General features: G+C 74.7%; 22 protein-coding genes and 1 tRNA gene. 12 read left to right on the forward strand and 11 right to left on the reverse strand.

Annotation, left to right across the window (positions count from 1 at the left end; all coding sequences use genetic code 11):
- Nucleotides 1-45: 45 nt before the first annotated feature.
- The 9 genes from ACGFI1_RS34060 to ACGFI1_RS34100 form a co-directional block, all read right to left on the reverse strand.
- Complete coding sequence (locus ACGFI1_RS34060) at nt 46-1,365, reverse strand: acyltransferase family protein (RefSeq protein ID WP_392791324.1); 1,320 nt, start codon at nt 1,363-1,365, stop codon at nt 46-48.
- A 222-nt stretch (nt 1,366-1,587) separates the two neighbouring features.
- A complete protein-coding gene (locus ACGFI1_RS34065; RefSeq protein ID WP_392791327.1) occupies nt 1,588-2,364 on the reverse strand; it encodes an SAM-dependent methyltransferase in 777 nt (258 codons plus the stop codon).
- Nucleotides 2,365-2,706: 342 nt separating this feature from the next.
- The gene (locus tag ACGFI1_RS34070) at nt 2,707-3,336 is read right to left on the reverse strand and encodes a GNAT family N-acetyltransferase (RefSeq protein WP_301176684.1); all 630 of its coding nucleotides are present in this window, start codon (nt 3,334-3,336) and stop codon (nt 2,707-2,709) included.
- A 55-nt stretch (nt 3,337-3,391) separates the two neighbouring features.
- Nucleotides 3,392-3,829, reverse strand: a complete 438-nt coding sequence (locus ACGFI1_RS34075) for a hypothetical protein (RefSeq protein WP_301176683.1) — start codon at nt 3,827-3,829, stop codon at nt 3,392-3,394.
- A gap of 100 nt (nt 3,830-3,929) precedes the next feature.
- The gene (locus ACGFI1_RS34080) at nt 3,930-4,877 is read right to left on the reverse strand and encodes an anti-sigma factor RsbA family regulatory protein (RefSeq protein ID WP_386866580.1); all 948 of its coding nucleotides are present in this window, start codon (nt 4,875-4,877) and stop codon (nt 3,930-3,932) included.
- Nucleotides 4,878-5,076: 199 nt separating this feature from the next.
- Nucleotides 5,077-6,159: a carboxylate-amine ligase gene (locus tag ACGFI1_RS34085; RefSeq protein ID WP_392791684.1), complete on the reverse strand. Its 1,083-nt coding sequence runs from the start codon at nt 6,157-6,159 to the stop codon at nt 5,077-5,079.
- A 148-nt stretch (nt 6,160-6,307) separates the two neighbouring features.
- Nucleotides 6,308-6,499 (reverse strand): hypothetical protein, encoded by a 192-nt coding sequence (locus tag ACGFI1_RS34090; protein ID WP_301176681.1) that lies wholly within the window; start codon nt 6,497-6,499, stop codon nt 6,308-6,310.
- A 10-nt stretch (nt 6,500-6,509) separates the two neighbouring features.
- Entirely contained in the window at nt 6,510-6,719 is a 210-nt protein-coding gene (locus ACGFI1_RS34095) for an HGxxPAAW family protein (protein WP_301176680.1), read from the reverse strand.
- 122 nt (nt 6,720-6,841) lie between these two features.
- Nucleotides 6,842-8,020 (reverse strand): acyl-CoA dehydrogenase family protein, encoded by a 1,179-nt coding sequence (locus ACGFI1_RS34100; RefSeq protein ID WP_392791331.1) that lies wholly within the window; start codon nt 8,018-8,020, stop codon nt 6,842-6,844.
- A gap of 150 nt (nt 8,021-8,170) precedes the next feature.
- Between ACGFI1_RS34100 and ACGFI1_RS34105 the strand changes: the two genes are divergently transcribed.
- The 7 genes from ACGFI1_RS34105 (at nt 8,171) to ACGFI1_RS34135 (ending at nt 16,140) form a co-directional block, all read left to right on the forward strand.
- Nucleotides 8,171-9,994, forward strand: coding sequence for a methylmalonyl-CoA mutase family protein (locus ACGFI1_RS34105; RefSeq protein WP_392791334.1), 1,824 nt, complete (start codon nt 8,171-8,173; stop codon nt 9,992-9,994).
- Nucleotides 9,991-12,204 (forward strand): methylmalonyl-CoA mutase, encoded by a 2,214-nt coding sequence (gene scpA / locus ACGFI1_RS34110; RefSeq protein ID WP_392738039.1) that lies wholly within the window; start codon nt 9,991-9,993, stop codon nt 12,202-12,204. Before ACGFI1_RS34105 ends, scpA begins: the two co-directional genes overlap by 4 nt.
- The gene (meaB, locus tag ACGFI1_RS34115) at nt 12,201-13,184 is read left to right on the forward strand and encodes a methylmalonyl Co-A mutase-associated GTPase MeaB (protein ID WP_392791337.1); all 984 of its coding nucleotides are present in this window, start codon (nt 12,201-12,203) and stop codon (nt 13,182-13,184) included. The genes scpA and meaB overlap by 4 nt, the downstream gene beginning before the upstream one ends.
- Nucleotides 13,185-13,252: 68 nt before the next feature.
- On the forward strand, nt 13,253-14,227 hold the full coding sequence (locus ACGFI1_RS34120; protein ID WP_392791340.1) for a GNAT family N-acetyltransferase: 975 nt from the start codon (nt 13,253-13,255) through the stop codon (nt 14,225-14,227).
- A 106-nt stretch (nt 14,228-14,333) separates the two neighbouring features.
- Nucleotides 14,334-14,455: transfer RNA gene (locus ACGFI1_RS34125), tRNA-OTHER, on the forward strand.
- Between the two features lie 26 nt (nt 14,456-14,481).
- Nucleotides 14,482-14,922 carry an HNH endonuclease gene (locus tag ACGFI1_RS34130; RefSeq protein ID WP_386866568.1) on the forward strand — a complete coding sequence of 147 codons (441 nt, stop codon included), beginning with the start codon at nt 14,482-14,484 and terminating at the stop codon, nt 14,920-14,922.
- Nucleotides 14,923-15,117: 195 nt separating this feature from the next.
- A complete protein-coding gene (locus ACGFI1_RS34135; protein WP_392791343.1) occupies nt 15,118-16,140 on the forward strand; it encodes a coiled-coil domain-containing protein in 1,023 nt (340 codons plus the stop codon).
- Nucleotides 16,141-16,157: 17 nt separating this feature from the next.
- On the opposite strand, the gene ACGFI1_RS34140 is transcribed toward ACGFI1_RS34135, so the two are convergent.
- Nucleotides 16,158-17,213, reverse strand: a complete 1,056-nt coding sequence (locus ACGFI1_RS34140) for a Gfo/Idh/MocA family oxidoreductase (RefSeq protein ID WP_392738049.1) — start codon at nt 17,211-17,213, stop codon at nt 16,158-16,160.
- Between the two features lie 130 nt (nt 17,214-17,343).
- Between ACGFI1_RS34140 and ACGFI1_RS34145 the strand changes: the two genes are divergently transcribed.
- Together ACGFI1_RS34145 and ACGFI1_RS34150 are read left to right on the forward strand one after the other, a co-directional pair.
- Nucleotides 17,344-18,990, forward strand: a complete 1,647-nt coding sequence (locus tag ACGFI1_RS34145) for an FAD-dependent oxidoreductase (RefSeq protein WP_392791345.1) — start codon at nt 17,344-17,346, stop codon at nt 18,988-18,990.
- Nucleotides 18,987-20,453 (forward strand): ATP-binding protein, encoded by a 1,467-nt coding sequence (locus ACGFI1_RS34150; protein ID WP_392791348.1) that lies wholly within the window; start codon nt 18,987-18,989, stop codon nt 20,451-20,453. Before ACGFI1_RS34145 ends, ACGFI1_RS34150 begins: the two co-directional genes overlap by 4 nt.
- Nucleotides 20,454-20,468: 15 nt before the next feature.
- On the opposite strand, the gene ACGFI1_RS34155 is transcribed toward ACGFI1_RS34150, so the two are convergent.
- Entirely contained in the window at nt 20,469-21,263 is a 795-nt protein-coding gene (locus tag ACGFI1_RS34155) for a class II aldolase/adducin family protein (RefSeq protein ID WP_171069447.1), read from the reverse strand.
- Nucleotides 21,264-21,389: 126 nt separating this feature from the next.
- On the opposite strand from ACGFI1_RS34155, the gene ACGFI1_RS34160 reads away from it, so the two are divergent.
- Genes ACGFI1_RS34160 through ACGFI1_RS34170 form a run of 3 tightly spaced genes read left to right on the forward strand, consistent with a single transcriptional unit; the run spans nt 21,390 to nt 23,747 of the window.
- Nucleotides 21,390-22,523 carry a helix-turn-helix domain-containing protein gene (locus ACGFI1_RS34160; RefSeq protein WP_392791350.1) on the forward strand — a complete coding sequence of 378 codons (1,134 nt, stop codon included), beginning with the start codon at nt 21,390-21,392 and terminating at the stop codon, nt 22,521-22,523.
- Between the two features lie 25 nt (nt 22,524-22,548).
- Nucleotides 22,549-23,418, forward strand: coding sequence for an LLM class flavin-dependent oxidoreductase (locus ACGFI1_RS34165; RefSeq protein WP_392791353.1), 870 nt, complete (start codon nt 22,549-22,551; stop codon nt 23,416-23,418).
- Nucleotides 23,418-23,747, forward strand: a complete 330-nt coding sequence (locus ACGFI1_RS34170; RefSeq protein WP_138641487.1) for a DMT family transporter — start codon at nt 23,418-23,420, stop codon at nt 23,745-23,747. The genes ACGFI1_RS34165 and ACGFI1_RS34170 overlap by 1 nt, the downstream gene beginning before the upstream one ends.
- Nucleotides 23,748-23,771 lie beyond the last annotated feature (24 nt).

Consider the following 23,771-nt stretch of genomic DNA (forward strand, 5'->3'; position numbering starts at 1 on the left):
GAAGGGGAACGCTGTCATCACCGGCCCCCGGCCGCCGCCGGGCGGTCAGGTCCGCGCGGGCTGCGGCGCCGCGCCCGGTCCCGCGGCCGGGCCGGGGCCGGGGCTCGCGCGGTGCCGTGCGGTGAGGCGCCGCCCGAGCCGCTGGGCCGGGCGCTCGACGTACCGGTGCGCCAGGGCCGCCGACACCAGGACGGCCGTCGCCAGCGCCGCGCCCCAGGCCGCCCGGACGGGCACGGGCAGGCCCCACGTGTCCTGGCCGGCCGCGTACCAGACCACCTGGACGACCAGCGGGTGCAGCAGGTAGAGCGAGTAGCTGACCAGCCCCGACCACACCAGGAAGCGGGGCATGCGGCGGTGCCGGAGCGCGAGGCCGACCAGGAACGTCGCCCACGCGGCGGCCACGGCGGCCGACCAGTCGGGGCCGAGCGGGTCCGGGTTGGCGTGCAGCGCCCAGGTCGTCGGGGTGCGCATGCCCGCCAGCAGCGAGAGCACGGCCACGAACGCGACCATCGCCGCGGCCGGGCCGCGCCGGAGCCGCCCGTCCTGGATGCCGCGGACGGCCGTCCCGGCGAACATCGTGGCGATGACGCACAGGCTCTCGATCGCGCCGATGCGGCTGTTGAGCACGAGCAGCGTCAGCGCCAGCCCCGCCACGACGACGACGCCGGCGCGCCGCACGGCCCGGTGCCGGGTGAGCATGGCGCCGAGGCCGCCCACCAGCAGCAGCGCGGCGGCGAGGATCGTGCCGCCCGGCCACCGGGAGGCCAGCAGCCCGGACGGCAGCGCCACGCCGAGGATCGCCGCGCCCACGCCGAACCCCAGCGCGACCCGGGCGCTGGAGCGGTGCACGCCGGCGACGAACATCGCCGTGATGAGCAGGTAGAACACCATCTCGTAGGACAGCGTCCAGAGGACGTTGACGGCGTTGGGCACGCCCAGCAGGTCCTGCAGCATCGTCAGGTGGGCGAGGGCGGACGCCCAGGGCCGGTCGCCGAGCGCGGCGGGCAGGCCGTAGCCGACGCCCGCCGCCGCGAGCGTCAGCGCGAGGACCAGCGACACCGCCCAGGCCGGGTACAGCCGGAAGAACCGCCCCGCCCAGAACTCCCGGACGCTGCCGCGCCGCTGCAGCGAGAACGGCACGACGTAGCCGCTGACGAGGAAGAACACGAAGACGCCGTAGCGGCCGAAGTCGAACCAGGGGCTGGCCGTGCGGCGCACCTCGGGCAGCAGCACGTCCAGCGAGTGCTCGAACACCACCACCAGGGCGGCCAGGCCGCGCAGGGCGTCGAGCCACTCCATCCGAGAGGCCCGGCCCTTGGGAGCGGCAGTCGTCGTTTCGGCGGGAGGCAGGGTGTTCGTCGGCATCGGGGGCCACCATAGGGGCCGAACCGTTACCGTCCCTAACGGGTGAATGAGATTTTTGTGCGATAGCAGTTGTCTTGGATGACTCAGTGTGACGGGTGCGGAACGCCTGAGGAGCGCCGGGAGCAGGGCCGTCGCGGGGCCGGGCGCGCGGCCGCGGCGGAGCCGTTCCGGGGGCACGGATGTGATCAATGCCACACCGTCGCGGGCGGGCTCCAGGCTGGGTCAGCGGACGCCGACGACGCCGTACATCACCGGGGCTCCGGTGCGCGTCCCGCCGGTGAGCGGCGTGATCCCGGGCGGGAGCGGGCGGAACGGCCCGAGCAGGCGCGCCACCTCCGCGCCGCCGCGCGGGTACAGCGCGACGCCGCTCGCCTCCCGGTACGCCCGCGCGGCCTCGGCGACCCCGGCCGGGGCGAAGTCGGCGGTCAGCTGCGAGACGACCACGGCGCTGCCCGGCGCGGCCGCCGCGGCCAGGCCCGCGACGAGGTCGGCGGCGCCCGGCAGGAAGTGCGGGACGGACGACAGCACCAGCGCGACGGGCTCGGCCGGGTCGATCAGCCGGCGCACCTCCGGGCTGCCCAGCACCGCGGCGGGGTCGCCGATGTCGGCCCGCAGCGCCGCGATGTTGCCGTCGTCGATCAGCAGCGCGCGTGCGTGCGCGATGACGAGCGGGTCGTGGTCGACGTAGACCACGCGGGTGCCGCAGATGTGCCGGGCGGCCATCTGGTGGACGTTGTCGGCCCTGGGCAGCCCGCATCCGAGGTCGAGGAACTGGCGCAGGCCGCGCTCGGCCAGCAGCCGGACCGAGCCGGCGAGGAACGCGCGGGCGGCGCGGGCCGCGTCCGCCGACTGGGGGAGGACGTCGAGGATCCGGTGCGCGAGCCCGCGGTCGCAGGCGTAGTTGTCCTTGCCGCCGAGCAGGTAGTCCTGGACCCGCGCTGGACCCGGCCTGTGCAGGGCGAGCGGGGTCTCCGCCGCCCGTGTCCCGGCCATGGTCATGTGGTTCACCTATCGCCTTCACCGAAGGGAGGAGTGCAATGGCTCCTTTCCGACGGTAGGCCGCACATTCGGCGAGGGTGCCACCGGGGCCGTCCGGCGGCCCGGCCATCGGGAGCTCCGGTGGCCACATCGGGCCGGACGCGTTTCGCGGTGCTCTGCCCGTTCTGGCGGCGGCCAGGACGCGCATCAGGAACGCGGCGGCGGAACGGACCGTCGCCGCGCGTGCACGGCTCGGGGCGCACGGGCCCGCCGTATGGCCGGATCCGGCCATGACATGCACTTAACGGACACGGTCGAATTCCTGTCGAAATCCCGTCCGGCGGTCGTTCGGCCGGCGGTCGTTCAGCCAGCAGGGTCCCGCCACATGAGCCAGACCGGCGGGCAGCCCCGTCCGGGCAGGGCCAGCTCCCGGGTCACCCGGAACCCGAACCGCTCGTAGTACGGGACGTTGGTCTCCTTGGAGCTCTCCAGGTAGGCGGGGACGCCTTCGGCGTCGCACCGGTCGAGCCGGGACCGCAGCAGCGCGCCGCCCAGGCCGCCGCCCTGTGCGGGCGGGTCGGTGCCGAGCACCGCCAGGTACCAGTGCGGCTCCCGCGGGTGGTGCCGCTCGATCTCGCCGAGGGTGCGCAGCGTGGCCGGCACGCGGGTGCCGAGGATCCGCAGCAGCGGCACCGTCTGCGCCGCCTGCAGCCGCAGCGGCACCCGCCAGTGGCCGGGCGGGTCCCACAGCGCGGCGGCCTCGGCGGCGCCGCCGCGCCCGGCGGCCTCGGTGGCGCCGTGCCGCAGGTGGACCCGCCGCAGCAGGACCTCGAACAGGCCGGTCAGCCGGCGCACCCGGGTGGCGTCGTCGGGCAGCAGCCAGCGCCAGACCGGGTCGTCGTCGAAGGCGCGCCCGAGCAGCGCGGAGATCGCCGCGGCGTCCTGCACGCCGGCCGTGCGGACGGGCGGGGACGGCGGGGGCGGGGACGTCATGGGCGCGGCCTCCTGTCGGGGACGCGCCGATCCTCACCGCCGCCGCGCCGCCGCGTCAAGGACAGCGGTCCCCGCGGATCCGGGTCAGCTCCTCCAGGACGAGGGAGGTCCCCACCCCGACCAGCCAGATGTCCTTGGCGAGCGCGATGCCCTGCTGGGTGGGGCGGATGCCGCCCTCCTCCCGCATGCCGGGCAGCCGCAGGTAGAGGCCGGTCAGCCCGGCGGCGAACGCGGTCAGCGCCGCGCCCGCGAGCAGCGAGGGCACGAACGGGGCGATCAGCGCGGAGCCGAGGGCCATCTCGGCCCGGCTGAGGTTGCGGGTGAAGTCCCGCGCGTCCTGCGACTCCAGGAACGGGTAGGCGGCCTTCGCCATGCCGTGGGTCTGTTCGGCCGACTCGTCCAGGGCCTTGTGCTTCGACAGCCCCGAGTTCAGCACGAACGCCCCCACGGCCAGGCGGACCGGCATCTGGTGAGCACGAGCAAGAAGACGCATCGTTCCCCATCACGGTCGGGAGAGTTCGGGCGCAGGGCATCATTCCCGCCGTCGGCCCCCTACACCTGAACCCGGGTCAAGTCTCGGCCTGCCGAGGGGGCTACGCGCGCAGGTACACCCGGATCGCGGTTCCGCCGGGGCCGGTGTGCATCCGGACGAGGTCGGCGAGGTGGTGGACCAGCAGGATGCCCCGGCCGCCGTGCGGGCTCATGTGCGCCGGGCGGCGCCCGGCCAGCGGGTCGGTGATCGTCCCGGCGTCGCGGACCTCGCAGACGACCTGCCCGTCCTCGGCCCACAGCCGGGCGGTGCCGGACCCGCCGCCGTGCAGGCAGGAGTTCGCGGCCAGCTCGCTCACGGCGAGCTCCAGGTCGCCCACGGCGTCGGCGCCGAGGCCGAGCCGGGCGGCCCAGCGGCAGGCGAACTCGCGGACGCGGGGGAGCGCGTCGAGGTCGAAGCTCATCGCGACGGCGCCGGACGGCTCCGGCAGCGGCCGGTTGTAGGCGCGGATGACGCGGTGGGGCGCGTAGTCCTCGCTGACGTGCTCGCCGTGCCGGTCGATGAGCACGGGGTGGGTGGCGCGGGCGTCGGCGAGCGCGACCTCGTCCAGCCCGGCCGTGTCGTAGGGGCACAGGATCGACACGCCGCGCCCGGCGAAGGCCAGGTTGATCAGCGCCTCGTGCTGCGCGCAGGCGGGGTACTCGGTGGCGGTCCGGCCGGGCCAGATCGGCTCGCCGATGATCCGCACCCGGCCGCCGTGGTGCCGGTCGGCGAAGCCGCGCAGGACGCCGGGGATGATCCGCCCCGGGTTGCGCCCCGCCTCGGCCATGTCCAGCCAGGTGACCTCGCGGGCGGTGGGGCCGAGCGCGTCGCGCAGCAGCTCCAGGCGGCGGCCGGGGACCGCGACCGCGACCGGCTCGCCCGCCGCGCGCCCCGCCCGGACGAACGGGACGGTGCCGGCGAGGTACTCCTCGTCGTCGCGGTAGAAGAGCGCGGGATGGACGAAGGGGCCCTGCGGCATCACGCCCGGTCCACCGGGCCTGAGGCTCATCGTGCGGTCGCTCCGTCCGAGGTCGCTGCGGTCGCCTGCATCCGGTCGAGGGTACGCGGTCGCGGGCGGCCGTGCGACGGCCCGCGTCCCCGTTCCGGCGGCCGGCGGCGACTGGTCCAGACCAGTTGGTACCCGGCGCCGACCGGGAGAAACGGGCCAAATACGTAAAATCCGGCCGGATCGGATTACTCGCCGCGGGTCACCGGTCCGGCAGCAGCGCGGCGTCGACGACGTCGGACAGCAGGCCGCGCCTGCGGTAGGCGGCGCGCTGCCGCTCGGCGCCCGTCCCGCCGGTGAGCAGCCGCCGGACGCCCGCGGTGACGAAGCCGAGGTCGCCCGCCGCGCTCAGCGCGGGCAGCGCGTGCGCCAGCAGGTCGCCGGCGAGCGCCCGCTGACCGGCGGCGCGGCCGGTGCGCACGTCCAGGCCCCGCCCCGCCAGCCCGTTGCGCGCGGCCAGCCAGTAGGCCGCGCGCAGCATCTCCTGCGGCGGGTCGGGCGCCCGCTCGCCGCCGGCCACCGCGCGGGACGCCTCCCGCACCAGCGCCCGGATCAGCGCGGCGAGCACGGCCGCGTCGGCGGCGGTCGGCGCGACGTCGGCGAGCCGGACCTCCACGGTCGGCAGCCGCGCCGACGGCCGGACGTCCCAGAAGATCGTCCCGGTGTCCATCAGGGCGCCGCAGCCGAGCAGCGTCCCGACGAGGTCGTCGTAGTGGGCGGCGGAGTCGAAGTAGGGCGGCGGGCCCGCCACCGGCCAGCGGGCCCACGCCATCGCCCGCCAGCAGGCGTGGCCGGTGTCGCGCCCGGCCCAGTACGGGGAGTTCGCGGCGAGCGCGAGCAGCGTCGGCAGCCACGGCCGCAGATGGTTGCCGACCTGGACGGCGTGCTCGCGGTCGGGCATCTCGACGTGGACGTGGCAGGAGCAGATGCTCTGCTCGTCGTCCAGCCCCCGGTACACGGCCAGGCTCTCGGCGTAGCGGGCGCCGGCGCCGATCGGCGCCGGGATCACCTCGCCCAGTACGGGCGTCCCGGTGGCGGCGAGCCGCACGCCCTCGGCCGCCGCGGCCGCCGCCATCGCGGCCCGCATCGCGCGGACCTGCTCGCGGAGCTTGTCCAGGTCGTCGCACGGCGAGGTCTTGGCCTCGGCGAGGAACGCCACCAGCTCGGTGGAGGCGCGCTCGCCCAGCGCCGCGCCGGCCCGCCGCACGACGGCGGCGGCACGGGGGACGACCTCCCGGGAGACGGGATCGACGACGAAGTACTCTTCCTCGATGCCGAACCGCAGGGCCTTCCACCACCTCGGTCTCGGGGCGACTCAGGCGGCCACACTCACCTCGACCGTACGTGGCCGCCGCCGAGCCCGCACCTGGCGGACAGACCGTAATCCGAGTGGAAAGGGATCTTCTTGACCCGATCTTGACCCCGCGCGGGGCTTAGCGGCCCGGCCCCGCGTCGACGAAGTACATCGCCAGGGCGATGATGTGCGTGACCACGACCACGCCCATGCTGAAGAAGAACAGCATCTTGGCCGGGCCGTGCGGGAAGACCGCCCCGTGCTTCAGCTCGCCGCGCTCGCGCTGGCGCGCCGCGATCCGCTCCTCGATGGGAGGGCGACCGAACGCCATGGCCGCCCCGCTACTGTCGGGGGTCGTCGACGATGACGTCGGTCATGATGTCGACGGCCAGCGCGACGATGCCGCCGACCACGGTGATCGCGGCGCCCACGCCGAACACGATCCAGTCCGGGCCCATGGTGATGCCGACACCACCGACGACGAAACCGACGAAGATGATGGCCACGGCGACCCAGGACTTCGGGCGCCCGGCGTGGCTGCCAGTCGACATGCGTTGGTTCCTCTGCAAGGTTCTGGAGGGGCGGTACGTGCCCGAACTCTAGCAACGTCCCTAGCCACAGGGCCTTCCGGGGTACCCGTTGATCACTTCGGGGGCCGGCCGCGGGCGGCGGATCAGACGAACGCCCCCATTCCGGTCGCCGCGCGGCCGACGATGAGCGTGTTGATCTCCCGGGTGCCCTCGTAGGAGTACAGCGCCTCGGCGTCGGCGACGAAGCGGCCGATGCCGTAGTCGAGGACGATCCCGTTGCCCGCCATCAGCTCGCGCGCCCAGCCGACGGCCTCCCGCATCCGGGTGGTGCAGTACGCCTTGGCGAGCGCCGAGTGCTCGTCGCGGTACCGGCCGGCGTCCTGGAGCTGCGCCAGCCGAACCACCATGCCGAGGCAGGCGGTGGCGTTCCCCAGCATCCGGACCAGCAGGTCCTGGACGAGCTGGAACCGGGCGATCGGCCGGCCGAACTGCTCGCGCTCCACCGCGTAGTCGCGGGCGATCTCGTAGGCGGCGAGCATCACCCCGACGGCCTGCCACGCGACGCCGCTGCGCGTCCGGCGCAGGATCGCGGCGGTGTCCTTGAAGGTGTTCGCGCCCGCGAGCCGGTCGGACTCGGGGACGCGGCAGTCCGCCAGCACGATGTCGGCGTTCTGCACCGTCCGCAGCGCGATCTTGTTGCGGATCGGGGTGGCGGTGAACCCCGGCGTGCCCTTGGCGACGACGAACCCCTTCACCTGGTCGTCCGCCTCGTCGCGCGCCCACACGACGGTGTGGTCGGCGAACGTGGCGTTGCCGATCCAGCGCTTGGCGCCGTTCAGCACCCAGTGGTCGCCGTCGCGGCGGGCCGTGGTGCGCAGCCCGAGCGCGACGTCCGACCCGCCCTCCGGCTCGGTGAGCGCGAACGCGCCGATCTTCTCCATCCGCCCCATCGCGGGCAGCCACCGCTCGCGCTGCTCGGGGGAGCCGCAGCGGCCGATGCTGCCCATCGCGAGGCCGGTGTGGACGCCGAAGAACGTCGCCATGGACGGGTCCACCCGCGCCATGTCCATCGCGAGGAAGCCGGTGAGCAGGCTGCTCGGCTTCTCCCCGGGGCACTCGTCGTGGGCGAGCCCGGCGATGCCGAGCTCGCCGTACTGGGGGATCAGGTCGAACGGGAACTCCGCCCGCGCCCAGCAGCCGTCGGCGATCGGCGCGACCTTCGCCTCCAGGAAGGCGCGCACCCGGCCGACGATCCGCTGCTCGCGCTCGTCGAGGAGTTCCTGCATGTGGTAGAGGTCACCGGGGAGAGAGTCCAAGGTCATGACGCCCCTTTTCCCGGCCCCCGTGCCGCTAACCGGGCCCCGGGGGGGCGGCCAGGGCACCGGCCGGCGGGGACCCGGGGGCGGGCCCGGGTACTGGTCAGCGGGACCCGCTTTAGAGCCCCGTTCGGTCGCTCACCTACGATTTCCGCCATGACGGTGCCGCCTGAGGAACTCGAACTGGCCGCCGCCTTCCCCCCGGCCGAGCGCGACCGGTGGCGGGAGATGGTGAAGGGGGTGCTGCGCAAGTCCGGCGCGGCGACCGACGACACCCCCCTTGACGGGATCGAGGGTCTGCTGACCCGCGAGTCGTACGACGGGGTGCCGGTCGCGGCGCTCTACACCCGGGCCGACGCCCCGCCGGGACGCCCCGGCCTGGCCCCGTACGTCCGCGAGGTGCGGCCCGACGGCGAGGGCATCGCCGGCTGGGACGTCCGGCAGCGGCACGCGCACCCCGACGCCGCCGCCACCCGCGAGGCGATCCTCGCCGACCTGGAGAACGGCGCCACCTCGGTCTGGCTGCGGCTCGGCGACGGCGGCCTGCCCGTCGCGGCCCTCCCCGACGCCCTGCGCGGCGTGCTGCTCGACCTCGCGCCCGTGGTGCTGGACGCGGGAGCGGCGACGGCCGAGGCGGCCGGCGCCTTCCTGTCCCTGGCCGCCGAGCGGGGGAACGCGGCCGACGCGTCCGGAAGCCTCGGCGCCGACCCGCTCGGGCTCCAGGCCCGCACGGGCGCCCAGGGCTCGCTGGAGGAGGCCGCCGCGCTGGCCGTCCGGTGCGCACGCGAGTTCCCCAGGCTCCGCGCGATCACCGTGGACGGCACCCCGTACCACGACGCGGGCGGCGCGGACGCCGAGGAGCTCGGCGCGGCCGTCGCCGCCGGCGTCGCCTACCTGCGCGCCCTGACCGGCGCCGGGCTGAGCGTGGACGAGGCGTTCGGGCAGCTGGAGTTCCGCCTCGCCGTCAACGCCGACCAGTTCTCCTCGATCGCCAAGCTGCGCGCCATGCGCCGGCTGTGGGCGCGGGTCGCCGAGGTCAGCGGCGCCGCCGACGGGACGGCCGCCCGGATCCACGCGGTCACCTCGGCGGCGATGATGACCCGCCGCGACCCGTGGGTGAACATGCTCCGCACCACCATCGCGGCGTTCGCGGCCGGCGTCGGCGGCGCCGACGCCGTCACGGTCCTGCCGTTCGACGCCCGCCTCGGGCTGCCCGACGACTTCGCCCGCCGCATCGCCCGCAACACCCAGACCCTCCTGCTGGAGGAGTCGAGCCTCGCCCGCGTCGTCGACCCGGCCGGCGGGTCCTGGTACGCCGAGAGCCTCACCGAGGGCCTCGCCCAGGCCGCCTGGACCTGGTTCACCGAGATCGAGAAGGCCGGCGGCCTCGCCGCGGCCCTGGAGTCCGGGCTCGTCGCCGACCGGCTCGCCGCGACGTGGGAGCGGCGCCGCGCCGACATCGCCCGCCGCAAGGCGCCGCTCACCGGCGTCAGCGAGTTCCCCAACCTCGCCGAGGCGCTGCCCGAGCGCGACCCCGCCCCGGCGCAGCCGGGCGGCGGCCTCCCGGTGGTGTCGTACGCGCAGGACTTCGAGGCCCTTCGCGACCGCTCCGACGCCCACGCCGAGGCCACCGGCTCCCGGCCCCGGGTGTTCCTGGCGACGCTCGGGCCCATCGCCGTGCACACGGCGCGCGCGTCGTTCGCCGCCAACCTCTTCCAGGCGGGCGGGATCGAGACGGTCACCGGCGCGCCCGAGGAGTTCGCCGCGTCCGGCGCCGCCGTCGCCTGCCTGTGCTCCAGCGACAAGGTCTACGCCGATCGGGCCCGGGACGCCGCGCGGATCCTGCGCGACGCGGGCGCGGTGAAGGTCTGGCTCGCGGGTAAGGGAACCTACGAGGGGGTCGACGCCCGCGTGTACGCCGGATGCGACGCGATCGGGGTCCTGGAGACCACCCTCCACGATCTGGGAGTGAACGAATGATCCCCGACTTCACCGAGATCGACCTCGGGACCGCGCCCCCCGCCGACGAGGCCGCCAAGCGGTGGCGCGCCGCCGTCGCCGACGCCACCGGCGGGGACCCGGAGGCCCAGACCTGGGACACCCCGGAGGGCATCGGCGTCAAGCCGCTCTACACCGGCGACGACCTGGCCGGGGTCGACTTCCTCGACACGCTGCCGGGCATCGCGCCGTACCTGCGCGGCCCCTACCCGGCGATGTACGCCACCCAGCCGTGGACGATCCGGCAGTACGCCGGCTTCTCCACCGCCGAGGAGTCCAACGCCTTCTACCGCCGCAACCTCGCGGCCGGGCAGAAGGGCCTGTCGGTCGCCTTCGACCTCGCCACCCACCGCGGCTACGACTCCGACCACCCGCGCGTCGCCGGCGACGTCGGCATGGCCGGGGTGGCGATCGACTCCATCTACGACATGCGCCAGCTGTTCGACGGCATCCCGCTGGACAAGATGAGCGTGTCGATGACCATGAACGGCGCCGTGCTGCCCGTCCTCGCGCTCTACATCGCCGCGGCCGAGGAGCAGGGGGTGAAGCCGGAGGCGCTGGCGGGGACCATCCAGAACGACATCCTCAAGGAGTTCATGGTCCGCAACACCTACATCTACCCGCCGCAGCCGTCGATGCGGATCATCTCCGACATCTTCGCGTTCACCTCGCAGCGGATGCCGAAGTACAACTCCATCTCGATCTCCGGCTACCACATCCAGGAGGCCGGGGCCACCGCCGACCTGGAGCTGGCCTACACCCTCGCCGACGGGGTCGAGTACATCCGCGCCGGGCGCGAGGCCGGGCTGGACATCGACGCGTTCGCGCCCCGCCTGTCGTTCTTCTGGGCGATCGGGATGAACTTCTTCATGGAGGTCGCCAAGCTCCGCGCCGCCCGGCTGCTGTGGGCGCGGCTGGTGAAGACGTTCGGGCCGCGGAACCCGAAGTCGCTGTCGCTGCGGACGCACTCCCAGACGTCGGGCTGGTCGCTGACCGCGCAGGACGTGTTCAACAACGTCGCCCGCACCTGCATCGAGGCGATGGCCGCCACGCAGGGCCACACCCAGTCGCTGCACACCAACGCGCTGGACGAGGCGCTGGCCCTGCCGACCGACTTCTCGGCCCGCATCGCCCGCAACACCCAGCTCCTCCTGCAGCAGGAGTCCGGGACGACCCGCACCATCGACCCGTGGGGCGGCAGCGCCTACGTCGAGCGGCTCACCTACGACCTCGCCCGCCGCGCCTGGGCGCACATCACCGAGGTCGAGCAGGCCGGCGGCATGGCCAAGGCCATCGACGAGGGGCTGCCCAAGCTGCGCATCGAGGAGGCCGCGGCCCGCACCCAGGCCCGCATCGACTCCGGGCGGCAGCCGGTCATCGGCGTCAACAAGTACCGGCCGGACGCCGAGCAGGAGATCGAGGTCCTCAAGGTCGACAACGCGGCCGTCCGGGCGCAGCAGATCGACAAGCTCCGCCGGCTGCGGGAGGAGCGCGACGAGGGCGCCGCCCGGTCCGCGCTGGACGCGCTGACCCGCGCCGCCGAGGCCGCCGAGGGCGGCACCCGCCCGCACGGCCTGGAGCACAACCTGCTCGCGCTCGCCATCGACGCGGCCCGCGCCAAGGCCACCGTCGGGGAGATCTCCGACGCGCTGGAGCGGGCGTACGGGCGGCACGCGGCGCAGATCCGTACGATCTCGGGTGTGTATCGGGAAGAGGCCGGCGAGGTGACGAGCATCGAGCGGGCGCGCGCCGCGACGGCCGCGTTCGAGGAGGCCGAGGGGCGCCGCCCCCGCATCCTGGTCGCCAAGATGGGGCAGGACGGCCACGACCGCGGCCAGAAGGTGATCGCGACCGGGTTCGCCGACCTCGGCTTCGACGTCGACGTGGGCCCGCTGTTCCAGACCCCGGCGGAGGTCGCCCGGCAGGCGGTGGAGGCCGACGTGCACATCGTCGGCGTCAACTCGCTCGCCGCCGGCCACCTCACGCTGGTGCCCGCGCTGCGCGAGGAGCTGGCCGCGCTCGGCCGCTCCGACATCATGATCGTCGTGGGCGGGGTCATCCCGCCGCAGGACTTCGCCGAGCTGCGCGCCGCCGGCGCCGCGGCGATCTTCCCGCCGGGCACCGTGCTCGCGGACGCGGCACTCGGCCTGCTGGACGACCTGGGCGCCGAGCTGGGGCACGTCGCGCGGTGAGGCCGGGGCTCGACGACTACGTCGCCGGGGTGCGGGAGGGGTCGCGGGCGTGGATCGCGCGGGCGGTCACGCTCGTGGAGTCGACCCGCCCCGACCACCGGGAGCTGGCGCAGAGGCTGCTGGTCGAGCTGACCCCGCACGCGGGGAACGCCCGCCGCGTCGGGATCACCGGCGTGCCCGGGGTCGGCAAGTCCACGTTCATCGACGCGCTCGGCACGAAGCTGACGGGGGAGGGGCACAAGGTCGCGGTCCTCGCGGTCGACCCGTCCTCGACCCGGACGGGCGGCAGCATCCTCGGCGACAAGACCCGCATGCAGCGCCTCGCCGCCGACCCGGACGCCTTCATCCGGCCGTCGCCGACGGCCGGGACGCTCGGCGGCGTCGCGAAGGCCACCCGCGAGGCGATGGTCGTCATGGAGGCCGCCGGGTACGGCGTCGTGCTCGTCGAGACGGTCGGCGTCGGCCAGTCGGAGACGACCGTCGCCGAGATGGTCGACTCCTTCCTGTTCCTCACCCTCGCCCGCACCGGCGACCAGCTCCAGGGCATCAAGAAGGGCGTCCTGGAGCTGGCCGACGTCATCGCCGTCAACAAGGCCGACGGCGAGCACAAGATGGAGGCCAAGCGCGCCGCCCGGGAGCTGTCCGGGGCGCTGCGGATGCTGCGCAGCGACGAGCGGGTGCGCGACACCCCCGTCCTGACGTGCAGCGCCCGCGAGGGCACCGGGCTGGACGAGGTGTGGGGCCTGATCGTCGAGCACCAGGAGCGGCTCCGCGCGTCCGGCGAGCTGGAGGCCCGGCGCCGCCGCCAGCAGGTCGGCTGGACGTGGGCGATGGTCCGCGACCGGCTGCTCGGCGAGCTGCACGCGCACCCCGGCGTCCGCGAGCTCGTGCCCGGGCTGGAGCGGGACGTCGCCGACGGGACGCTCACCCCGGCCCTGGCCGCCGACCGCATCCTGGCGGCGTTCACGCGGGACGGCTGACCCGGGTTCCCGGCACGGGATGTCCGGGGTCCCGGTCGCGGCGGCCCGGGATCCGGTACAAAAGTCGGATGGACGTCATCGCGCTCGATGCTCCGACCGACGCGCAGATCCGCGCGTGGCACGAGGTGGTCGCGGCCGTCCACGCCGCCGACCCGGCCGGGGAGCCCGCCCCGGACCCGGACGCGACGGCGCGGCGGCTGCTCGGCGCCGACCCCGGCTCGCGGCAGCGGCTCTGGGCGGTGGCGGACGGCGGCCGGCTGCTCGCGGTGGCGGCGCTCCGGCTCCCCGGCGAGCCGGGCGCCGGCCGCCCCGGCGAGATCGACGTCCAGGTCCGCCCCGAGCACCGGCGGCACGGGCTCGGCGGCCGGCTGCTCGCCGCCGCCGCGGGCGGGCTGCGCGCCGACGGGCGCGCCAGCGTGATCGCGCAGGTCCTCGCCGGGACCCCGGCCGTCCCGTTCCTGGAGTCGCTCGGCTTCGAGTGCGTGCTCACCCTGCGCGGCATGGTGCTGCGGCTGGCGGACGTCCCCCCGGAGCGCGTCGCGCGCCTGCTCGCCGAGGCGCCCGCCGGGTACCGGCTGGCCCGCTGGCGGGGCGTGGTGCCGGACGCGCACGCGGCGGCCCTGGCCCGCGCCAAGTACGCCATGGCCGACCTCGCCGAGTACGAGGGCACGCAGTGGGACGCGCACCGCGTCCGGGAGATGGCCGAGGTCGTCGCCAAGCGCGGCGACGAGCTGTACACGGTCGCCGCGCTGCACGGCGGCGCGATCGCGGGGTTCACCGAGGTCGTCGTCCCGCACGACTCGGCCGGCCGGGCCGCGCAGTACGACACGGCGGTCGTCCCGGAGCACCGGGGCCGGCGCATCGGCATCTGGGTGAAGGCCGCGATGCTCTCCTGGCTGGCCGCCGAGCGCCCCGACGTGCGCGAGATAGAAACGGACAATTCGGGCGACAATGCGCACATGATCGCGGTCAACGAGGAGCTGGGATTCCGCACCGAGCGCGAGTCCCTGGAGTACCAGGCCCGGGTGGCCGCCCTGCCCTGACCGGCCGCTCCGGCCCGAAAACACCTTGCCGCCGCGGCCCGCCGCTCGGCATTCTTGGGGAGGCCGTTCCGGGAAATACCCGGCGGCCACGGAATTGCCGAAGCATTTCCCCATAGTTCACCGGAAGAACGCCGCGCCGTCGGCATTCTCCATTCTGCTCCGTACTACGGATCCGGGAATGGAGGGGTTCGGCGCGGGAGGATCCGGGTTCGAATCCCGGTGGGGGAGCGGCACACGGGCAAGGAGGTGACCCGGTGAACGTGCTCGTCCTGAACGCGTCGTACGAGCCCTTACAGAGGGTGGACCTGCGGCACGCCATCCGCATGCTGGTGCGCGAGGTGGCGGTCGTCGAGGAGGCGGAGGAGGGCCGGACCTTCGGCCGCTTCCCGGTGCCGCGGGTCCTGCGGCTCGTCCGGTACGTCGCGATGCGCTGGCGGCACGGCAGGCGGCCGCCGTGGAGCAAGCGCGGCGTGTACCTGCGCGACCGGGGCCGCTGCTGCTACTGCGGCGGGCGCGGGAACACGATCGACCACGTCCGCCCGCAGTCCCGCGGCGGCGGCGACACCTGGGAGAACACCGTCCTGGCGTGTGGGAAGTGCAACAACCGCAAGGCGGACCGGACGGTCGCCGAGGCCGGGCTCCGGCTGCTGCGGCCGCCGCGGGTCCCGCGCTGGGAGGAGCTCGTCGGCCCCTGACGGGGCGCGTGACGGGGCGTGGGGCAGGGGGCGGGACCGCCGGACGGCGGTCCCGCCCCCTGGGCGTCTCGTACCATGTGCCCGGTCTCGGTGACTCTCGCGTGACAGTGTGTGTTTTGGGGAAGCGTCTGAGGCTAAATGGGCGATTGTGGTAGCGTGCCGCCAATCTTGAGCTTTGTTATCTAGGAGTGATCTGTGGCGGCCCTCGATCCCGGTGGCAGGACGGCCCGTGCGGCGCGCGGGCGCACGGCGAAGCGCCTGGCGGCGATCGCGCTCGCGGTGGGCGTGTCGGCGGTGCTGCCGCCCGCGTCCGGGGCCGCCGCGAGGCTCCCGCAGGAGCCGAAGGACCTCAAGAAGGAGTACGCCAAGCTCAAGGAGCGCTCGGAGAAGCTGTCGAAGGAGTACCGGGGCGAGCTGGTCACCCTGGAGGAGGCGAAGAAGGCCGCCGAGCGCGCGGGCGCGGACGCGGAGAGGACCGGCCGCGAGTACGACGCGGCCCGCGTCGCCGTCGCGCGGATCGCCTCCACCACCTACATGACCGGCCGGCTCGACGTGATCCCGATGGTGTCCTCGGCCGAGCCCGGCGCCGCCGTCCGCGACGCCGCCGTCATCGAGCACATCACCCGCAACAACGGCCGCCGCATCGCCGAGCTCGAGATCCTCAACACCAAGGCGGCGCAGTCGCGCGAGGCCGCCAAGAAGAAGCTGGCGACGGTGAAGAAGGAGATCGACGACCTGGAGGGCCAGCGCGCCCGGGTCAAGAAGCTCCTCGCCAAGTACAAGCCCGAGGTGACCAAGGCCCCCGTGAGCGGCGGCGGCACCGGGCGCCCCGACGGGGTGAGCGGCAGCAAGTCGCCGATCGTGGGCAACTCCATGACCTCGCGGATGCGCACCGTGCTGCTGGAGGTCGACGGCAAGTTCGGCCCGTTCCCCACCATCGGCTGCGCCCGCCCCGGCGACCCGCAGGACCACGGCTCCGGCACCGCCTGCGACTTCATGGAGAGCACCGGCGGCAAGATGCCGAGCGCCTCAGCCCAGGCCCACGGCGACCGGGTCGCGCAGTACGTCATCGACAACGCGTCCCGCCTCGGCATCAAGTACGTCATCTGGAAGCAGCGCATCTACGACATGCGCAGCAGCGGCGGCTGGCGCCAGATGGAGGACCGCGGCAGCGTCACCCAGAACCACTACGACCACGTCCACGTCTCCGTCCTCTGACCCGGCGCCCGATCGGGCTACTGAGGGTCGAGGTCGACGACGGCCGCGTCGCGGGCTGAGCGGGCGGCGGCCTCGATGACCTCCAGCCCCGTGATCGCGTCGGCGAGCGTGGCGGGCGGCGCCGCCCCGTCGCGCAGGGCGCGGACGACGCCCGCGTAGAACTCCTGGTAGGCGCCGGGCGCGGTGGGTTCCGGGGACGTCTCGCCGGGTGTGCCCAGCAGCCCGTAGGCGTCGGGGTCGGCGATGCCGAAGCCGGGGTCCTTCGGGGTGAGGCCGGCGCGCAGCTGCTCCTCCTGCGGGTCCATGCCGGAGACCGTGTAGGACGCGCGGCTCCCGAGCACCCGGAAGCGCGGGCCGAGCTGGGCGGCGGTCGCGCTCATCCACAGGTGCGAGCGGGCGCCGCCGGGGTGGGCCAGCGCCACGAACACGTCGTCGGGGGCGGTGGCGCCGGGCCGGCGGGTGTCGATCTCGGCGTAGACGCGGGAGGGGCGGCCGAACAGCGCCAGCGCCTGGTCGACGAGGTGGGAGCCGAGGTCGAACAGGATGCCGCCCGCGTCGCGGGGGTCGGTGCTCTCCTTCCAGCTCTCCTTCACCTCGGGCCGCCAGCGCTCGAACCGGGACTCGAACCGCCCCACCTCGCCGAGCGCGCCGGACTCGATCAGCCGCGCCGCCGTGACGTAGTCGCCGTCCCAGCGGCGGTTGTGGAACGGGAACACCGGCAGGCCCCGGACGGCGCTCAGCGCGGCGAGGGAGCGGGCGTCCGCCGCCGAGGCCGCGACCGGCTTGTCCACCACGACCGGGACGCCGGCGGTCAGCGCCGTCCGGGCCAGCGGCACGTGCTGCCGGTTCGGCGCTGCGACCACCACCAGGTCGTAGTCGCCCGAGGTGCCCCACAGCCGGTCCGCGCCGTCCAGGACCTCGGCCTCCGGGTACCGCTCCCGCACGGCCCGCTGCCGCTCCGGGGAGCCGGTGACGACCGCGGCGAGCCGCATCCCCGGCACCGCGGAGATCAGCGGGGCGTGGAACACCGAGCCGCCGGTGCCGTATCCGATGAGCGCAACTCGCAGGTCCATGCCCCGATCATGACCGATGCCGCCGCGGCGGCCGGGCGGCGGGGGTCGGATCGGCGGGTCGCGTGCGCCGGAAGGGGGTAGGGGAGTCGTAGGCTTTCGTCCGGGGTTGTGCCGGATCGAGGGGGACACGTTGCCCAAGCCAGTGCTGCTGACCGTCGACGACGATCCGGGCGTTTCCCGGGCGGTGGCGCGGGACCTGCGCCGCAGGTACGCCGAGACGTACCGGATCGTCCGCGCGGAGTCGGGGCCGCAGGCCCTGGACGCGCTGTCGGAGCTGCGGCTGCGCGGCGACGACACGGCGGTGCTCCTCGCCGACTACCGGATGCCCGGCATGGACGGCGTGGAGTTCCTGGAGCGCGCGATGGACCTGTTCCCGTACGCGCGCCGCGTCCTGCTGACCGCCTACGCCGACACCGACGCGGCGATCCGCGCGATCAACGACGTCGACCTCGACCACTACATGCTCAAGCCGTGGAACCCGCCGGAGGAGAAGTTCTACCCGGTGATCGACGAGCAGCTGGACGCGTGGGGCCGCCTCGACCGCCGCCCGCCGGCCGAGCTGCGGGTGGTCGGGCACCGCTGGTCGTCGCGCTGCTACGAGGTCCGCGAGCTCCTCGCCCGCCTCCAGGTGCCCTACAGCTGGGTGATGGACACCGACCCGGAGGGCGCCGAGCTGGTCGCGGCCGCCGGGTCGCCGGAGCTGCCGCTGGTGGTGACCGCGGACGGGACGGCGCTGTCGGCGCCGTCGGACGCCGAGCTGGCCGCCGCGGCCGGGGTGCCGAGCACGCCGTCCACCGGGTTCTACGACCTGATCGTGGTGGGCGGCGGGCCGTCCGGGCTCGGCGCGGCCGTGTACGGCGCGTCCGAGGGGCTGCGGACGGTCGTGGTGGAGCGCCGCGCCCTCGGCGGCCAGGCCGGGCAGAGCTCCCGCATCGAGAACTACCTGGGCTTCCCCGACGGGGTGAGCGGGGCGCAGCTCGCCGACCGGGCCCGCCGGCAGGCCGACCGGTTCGGCGCCGAGCTGCTGCAGGCCGGCGAGGTCGTCGGGCTGGAGTCGCGCGGCACCGCGCGGGTGGTGCGGCTGTCGGACGGCACGGAGATCGCCGCGCACGCCGTCATCCTCGCCAGCGGCGTGTCCTACCGGCGCCTCAACGCCGAGGGCGTGGAGGACTTCGTCGGGCGGGGCGTGTTCTACGGCGCCGCGCTCACCGAGGCGCCGTCCTGCGAGGACGAGGAGGTCGCCGTCGTCGGCGGCGCCAACTCCGCCGGGCAGGCGGCGGTGCACCTGGCGAAGTACGCCAGGAAGGTGCACATCATCGTCCGGGCCGACGGCCTGGAGAAGTCGATGTCGCACTACCTGATCGAGCAGATCTCGGCGACGCCGAACATCGAGGTGCACACGGGCAAGACGGTGTGCGCGGCGGAGGGCGCCGACCGGCTGGAGCGGCTCACGTTCGCGTCGGCGGCCGGGAAGAAGACCATCGACGCGCACTGGCTGTTCGTGTTCATCGGCGCGGAGCCCGGCACGGACTGGCTGGACGGGTTCGTCGAGCGCGACGCGCGCGGGTACGTGCTGACGGGCCCCGACCTGGTCGCCGGCGGGCGCCGCCCCGCCGGGTGGCCGCTCGTCCGGCAGCCCTACCACCTGGAGACGAGCGTCCCCGGGGTGTTCGCCGCGGGCGACGTGCGCTCGGAGTCGATGAAGCGCGTCGCGTCCGCGGTCGGCGACGGCGCGATGGCCGTCGCGCTCGTCCATCGCTACTTGGAGCAGGCATGAGCACGGCATCGCCGGAGGAGCTGCGGGGGCTGTTCCTCTTCGAGGACCTCGACGACGACAAGCTCGGCTGGCTGTCGCTGTGCGGGACGGTCGCCGAGTACCCGGCCGAGGGCGTCATCTGCGCGCAGGGAGACCCCGCCGAGTTCCTCTACGTCCTGCTGGACGGCGAGATGGCGATGACCCAGACCGTGCGGGGGCACGCCGTCGAGGTCAGCCGGACCGACCGCCCCGGCACCTACGGCGGCGCCGTGCAGGCGTACCTGGGGCACAAGATCGAGCAGAGGTACCAGCACTCGCTGCGGGCGACGCGCCCGGCGCGGGTGTTCGTGCTGCCCGCGCTGAAGTTCGCCAAGGCCGTCCGCAAGTGGTTCCCGATGGCCACGCACCTGCTGGAGGGCATCTTCTTCGGGATGACCAACGCGCGGCGGATCGTCGACCAGCGCGAGCGCCTCACCGCGCTCGGCACGATCACGGCCGGGCTCACCCATGAGCTGAACAACCCGGCCGCGGCCGCCGCGCGGGCCAGCGCGGAGCTCGGCGAGCGGCTGCTCGGCGCGCAGCGCGGCCTCGCCGACCTCGCCGCGCAGGGCGTCGACTGCACGCATCTGAGCGCGCTCGTGTCGCTGCGCCCGGCGCTGCCCGCGCCGCCGGCCGGCGGCCGGCGCAGCCCGCTGGAGGTCAGCGACGCCGAGGACGAGCTGGGCGACTGGCTGGAGGAGCACGGCGTCCCCGACGCCTGGGACCTCGCGCCGGGCCTGGTCGCCGCCGGGGTCGGGACCGAGCAGGCGGAGGAGGTCGAGCGGGCGGCCGGCGGGCACCTGCCGGCGGCGATGCGCTGGCTCGCCGAGGTGATGGAGGTGACGCAGCTCCAGACGGAGATCTCCGAGGCGATGGGCCGCATCACCGCGCTGCTGGACTCGGCGCGCCAGTACTCCCAGCTCGACCGCGCCCCCTACGGCCGGGCCGACCTGCGCGAGCTGCTGGACAGCACGCTGACCATGCTGAAGCGCAAGATCGGCCCGGACGTGACCGTGAAGCTCGACTACGACCCGGAGCTGCCGCCGGTGCCGGTGTTCGCGGCGGAGCTGAACCAGGTCTGGACGAACCTGATCGTCAACGCGCTCTACGCGATGCAGGGCGCGGGCACGCTGACCATCCGGACGGCGCGCGTGAACGACCACGCGCTCGTGGAGATCGGCGACACCGGGACGGGCATCCCCGACGAGGACGTCGACCGGATCTTCACGCCGTTCTTCACCACCAAGCCGGTCGGGCAGGGCACCGGGCTCGGCCTCGACATCTCCTGGCGGATCGTCGCCGACCGCCACGGCGGCGACATCAAGGTGGCGTCCTCGCTGCCGGGCGACACCCGCTTCCAGGTCCTGCTCCCGCTCACCGAGCCCGCCGCCGAGAACTCCGGCGACGGGTCCGGCGGGGCGGCCGGTGAGGGCTCCGCGGGGTAGGCGGGGCGGCGCGGGCTACTCGAAGAGGTCGGGCTGCTCGCGGGTGATCTGGTCGTAGAGCGGCTGGTAGTTGATCCAGCCGACCAGGTCGTTGCCGATCTGCTCGTGGGTGAGGGCGGCGTTGTCGTGCTCGATCGGGACGACCTGCCCGGCGGCCTTGGCGAGGAGCTGCACCTGGCAGGAGCGCTCCATCGTGATGAACCACCAGGCCGCGGCGTCCACGGTGTCGCCGACGGTGAGCAGCCCGTGGTTGCGCAGGATGACGGCCTTGTGGCCGCCGAGGGCGGCGGCGATGCGCTTGCCCTCCTCCAGGTCGGTGACGACGCCGGTGTAGTCGTCGAACAGGCCGTGGTCCTGGTAGAACGCGCACACGTCCTGCGTGATCGGCTCCAGCTTCTGGCCGAGCGCCGACATCGCGCGGCCGTAGGTGGAGTGGCTGTGCGCGGCGGCGACCACGTCCGGGCGGGCCTGGTGCACCTGCGAGTGGATCGCGAACGCGGCCTCGTTCACCGGGTAGCGGCCCTCGACGACCTTGCCCTCGTGGTTCACCAGGATCAGGTCGCTGACCTTGATGTGCTTGAACGACATGCCGAACGGGTTGACCCAGAAGTGGTCGGTGCGCTCGGGGTCGCGGGCGGTGATGTGCCCGGCCACGCCCTCCTCGAACCCGAACTTGCCGAAGATGCGCAGCGCGGCGGCCAGCCGCTCCTTGCGGTGCCGGCGCTCGTCCGCGACGTCGTCGAACGCGGGCGGCAGCCGGAAGATCAGGTCGGTCGGCAGCTTCTCCAGGAACTCGTCCTCGTCGGACATCGGGGCCTCCTCGCCTCAGCCTGCCCCCACCGAACACCATGCGGCGGCGGCCCGGCTAGACCGGCGGCGCCCAAGCCGCGCGGGGCCGGTTGTCCGGCCGGGACAACGGGGGCGCAGAATGGGGGGATGGAGCCCGGCGCGGGCGACCGGTTCCTCCGGTTGCTGATCGAGCACGGCGACGACCCGGCGCTGCTGGAGGCGACGGTGCGCGCCGCCCGCGGCCGGTCGGAGCTGGTGGCGGCGCTGCCCGAGGAGGAGACCCGGCGGCACACCCGCGCGCTCGTGCGCGGCGTCGTGTCCGCGCTGCGCGGCGGCGGCCCGAGCGAGGAGGTGCTCGCGGCGGCGGCGCGGCTCGGCTCGGACCGGGCCCGGCAGGGGGTGCCGGTCGAGGCGTTCCTGGACGGCTTCCAGGCGGGCCGCGCCCACCTCGTCCGGACGGTCGTCGCCGGCGGCCGCCGGCTGGGCGTCCCCGACGCCGAGCTGCTGGACGGGGTGACCCGCATCGACGAGATCACCACGGCGCTCGTCCACCGGATGGTGCAGGCGCACCGGGTCGCCGAGCTGGAGCTGGCCCGCACCGCGCGGGAGACCCGCGGCCAGCTGCTCCGGCGGCTGCTGCACGGGGAGGCGGTCGCGGTCCGCGCGCCGCTCGACCCGGCCGCCGCGTACCACTGCGTGGTGTCGGACGTGAGCGACCCCGAGGTGGCGGCGCGGCTTGAGGAGGAGCTGACCGCCGCGGCGCCCGGCCTGTGCGGGCTCGTGGACGGCCGGTTCGCCGCCCTGGTCCCGCGCCTGCCGGACCCGGTGCCGTCCGGCCCGCTGCTGGTGGCCGCGCCGCCCGCCCGGCCCGCCGGGGTCGCGCCCATGTACCGGCTCGGGCGCCGCGCGCTGCGGGCGGGCGCCGCCGCGGGCCTCACCGGGATGCGGGAGCTGGCCGACCTGGCGCTGCTCACCGTCACCGCGGCCGAGCCGGAGCTCGGCGGGCTGCTCGCCGTCGCGCTGCTGTCCGGACTGGACCAAGACGACCCGTTCCACCGGGAGCTGGCCGAGACGGCGCTGGCCTACCTCGACCACGGCGGCCGGATCGGCCCGACGGCGGCGGCGCTGCACGTCCACGGCAATACGGTGAAGTACCGGATCCGCCGCTTCCAGCAGCTGACCGGGCGGCCGCTGCTCGACCCGGCGGGCGGCGCGGCGGTGGCGCGGACCGCGAACCGGTGGTGGGCCCTGCACCGCTGGCTCGCCGATGCCCGATCATGATGGAGCGAGGAGAACGGAGACACGGGTGAACGCACCGAAGATCGGCGCCGTGCTGTGGCCCATGCGGTCGTGGCCGGAGGCGGGGGAGCCGTGGCGGCGTGCCGAGGACCTCGGGTTCCGGCACGCCTGGGTGTACGACCACCTGGCCTGGCGGGGCGCGACGCCCTGGTACGACGCGTACACGACGCTGGCCGCGGCCGCCGCGGTCACCTCCCGGATCCGGATCGGCACGCTGGTGACGTCGCCGAACTTCCGGCACCCCGTCCCCACCGCGCACGCGATCAAGACGATCGACCATGTGAGCGGGGGCCGGCTGACCGTCGGGATCGGGTCCGGCGGCACGCACCGCACCAGCGACGCCGGCGTCCTCGGCGGGCCGGAGTGGTCCCCGGACGAGCGGGCGTCCCGGTTCGCCGAATGGGTGGAGCTGCTCGACCGGCTGCTGACCGGGCCGCGGACGACCTTCGAGGGGACGTACTACAGCGCGCGGGAGGTCGTCGAGGAGCCCGGCTGCGTCCAGCGCCCCCGGGTGCCGTTCCTCATCGCGGGGAACGGGCCGCGCGGGATGCGGGTCGCCGCCAGGCACGGCACCGGCTGGGTGACCAGCGGCCACGCCGAGGGCAGGGAGCCGCAGGAGGTCGTCCGGTCCCGGCTCGCCGCGCTGAAGGCCGCCTGCGACGCGGAGGGCCGCAAGCTCGACGACCTCGTCCTGATGACGGGGTTCACCGGGGAGCCGTGGCTGGCCTCGCCCGGCGCGTTCGCCGACCTCGCGGGCCGCTACGCCGAGCTGGGCATCACGGAGATCGCGCTGCACTGGCCGCGCCCCGGCACGCAGTTCGACGCCGACATGAAGGTGTTCGAGGCCGTCGCCGCCGAGCACGGCGGGGCCGGCTGATGCCGTTCGTGCTGCTGGCGTTCGCGATCGCCTTCGAGGTGACGGCGACGCTGGCGATGCGGGCCTCGGAGGGGTTCACCCGGCTGTGGCCGTCGCTGATCGTCGTGGCCGGGTACCTGGTGTCGTTCGTCTTCATGGCCAAGGCGCTGACGTCGCTGAACGTGGGCCCGGTCTACGCGATCTGGTCCGCGCTCGGCACGATCGGCGCGTTCGCGGGCGGCGTGCTGCTGTTCGGCGAGCAGCTCAAGCCGCTCACGATCGCCGGCGCGGTCATCATCGTGATCGGGGTCATCGTGATGAACCTCGGCGGCGGGGTGCACCAGGGCTGACCCCGCCGGCCCCCACCGGGCCCC

It is taken from the genome of Actinomadura geliboluensis (assembly GCF_043197915.1).
Lineage (GTDB): Bacteria > Actinomycetota > Actinomycetes > Streptosporangiales > Streptosporangiaceae > Spirillospora > Spirillospora geliboluensis.

Coding starts and splice junctions, on each gene's coding strand:
- ACGFI1_RS34060 (WP_392791324.1), bottom strand. CDS start 1,365: ATGCCGACGAACACCCTGCCTCCCGCCGAAACGACGACTGCCGCTCCC.
- ACGFI1_RS34065 (WP_392791327.1), bottom strand. CDS start 2,364: ATGACCATGGCCGGGACACGGGCGGCGGAGACCCCGCTCGCCCTGCAC.
- ACGFI1_RS34070 (WP_301176684.1), bottom strand. CDS start 3,336: ATGACGTCCCCGCCCCCGCCGTCCCCGCCCGTCCGCACGGCCGGCGTG.
- ACGFI1_RS34075 (WP_301176683.1), bottom strand. CDS start 3,829: ATGCGTCTTCTTGCTCGTGCTCACCAGATGCCGGTCCGCCTGGCCGTG.
- ACGFI1_RS34080 (WP_386866580.1), bottom strand. CDS start 4,877: ATGAGCCTCAGGCCCGGTGGACCGGGCGTGATGCCGCAGGGCCCCTTC.
- ACGFI1_RS34090 (WP_301176681.1), bottom strand. CDS start 6,499: ATGGCGTTCGGTCGCCCTCCCATCGAGGAGCGGATCGCGGCGCGCCAG.
- ACGFI1_RS34095 (WP_301176680.1), bottom strand. CDS start 6,719: ATGTCGACTGGCAGCCACGCCGGGCGCCCGAAGTCCTGGGTCGCCGTG.
- ACGFI1_RS34100 (WP_392791331.1), bottom strand. CDS start 8,020: ATGACCTTGGACTCTCTCCCCGGTGACCTCTACCACATGCAGGAACTC.
- ACGFI1_RS34105 (WP_392791334.1), top strand. CDS start 8,171: ATGACGGTGCCGCCTGAGGAACTCGAACTGGCCGCCGCCTTCCCCCCG.
- scpA (WP_392738039.1), top strand. CDS start 9,991: ATGATCCCCGACTTCACCGAGATCGACCTCGGGACCGCGCCCCCCGCC.
- ACGFI1_RS34120 (WP_392791340.1), top strand. CDS start 13,253: ATGGACGTCATCGCGCTCGATGCTCCGACCGACGCGCAGATCCGCGCG.
- ACGFI1_RS34140 (WP_392738049.1), bottom strand. CDS start 17,213: ATGGACCTGCGAGTTGCGCTCATCGGATACGGCACCGGCGGCTCGGTG.
- ACGFI1_RS34150 (WP_392791348.1), top strand. CDS start 18,987: ATGAGCACGGCATCGCCGGAGGAGCTGCGGGGGCTGTTCCTCTTCGAG.
- ACGFI1_RS34155 (WP_171069447.1), bottom strand. CDS start 21,263: ATGTCCGACGAGGACGAGTTCCTGGAGAAGCTGCCGACCGACCTGATC.
- ACGFI1_RS34160 (WP_392791350.1), top strand. CDS start 21,390: ATGGAGCCCGGCGCGGGCGACCGGTTCCTCCGGTTGCTGATCGAGCAC.
- ACGFI1_RS34170 (WP_138641487.1), top strand. CDS start 23,418: ATGCCGTTCGTGCTGCTGGCGTTCGCGATCGCCTTCGAGGTGACGGCG.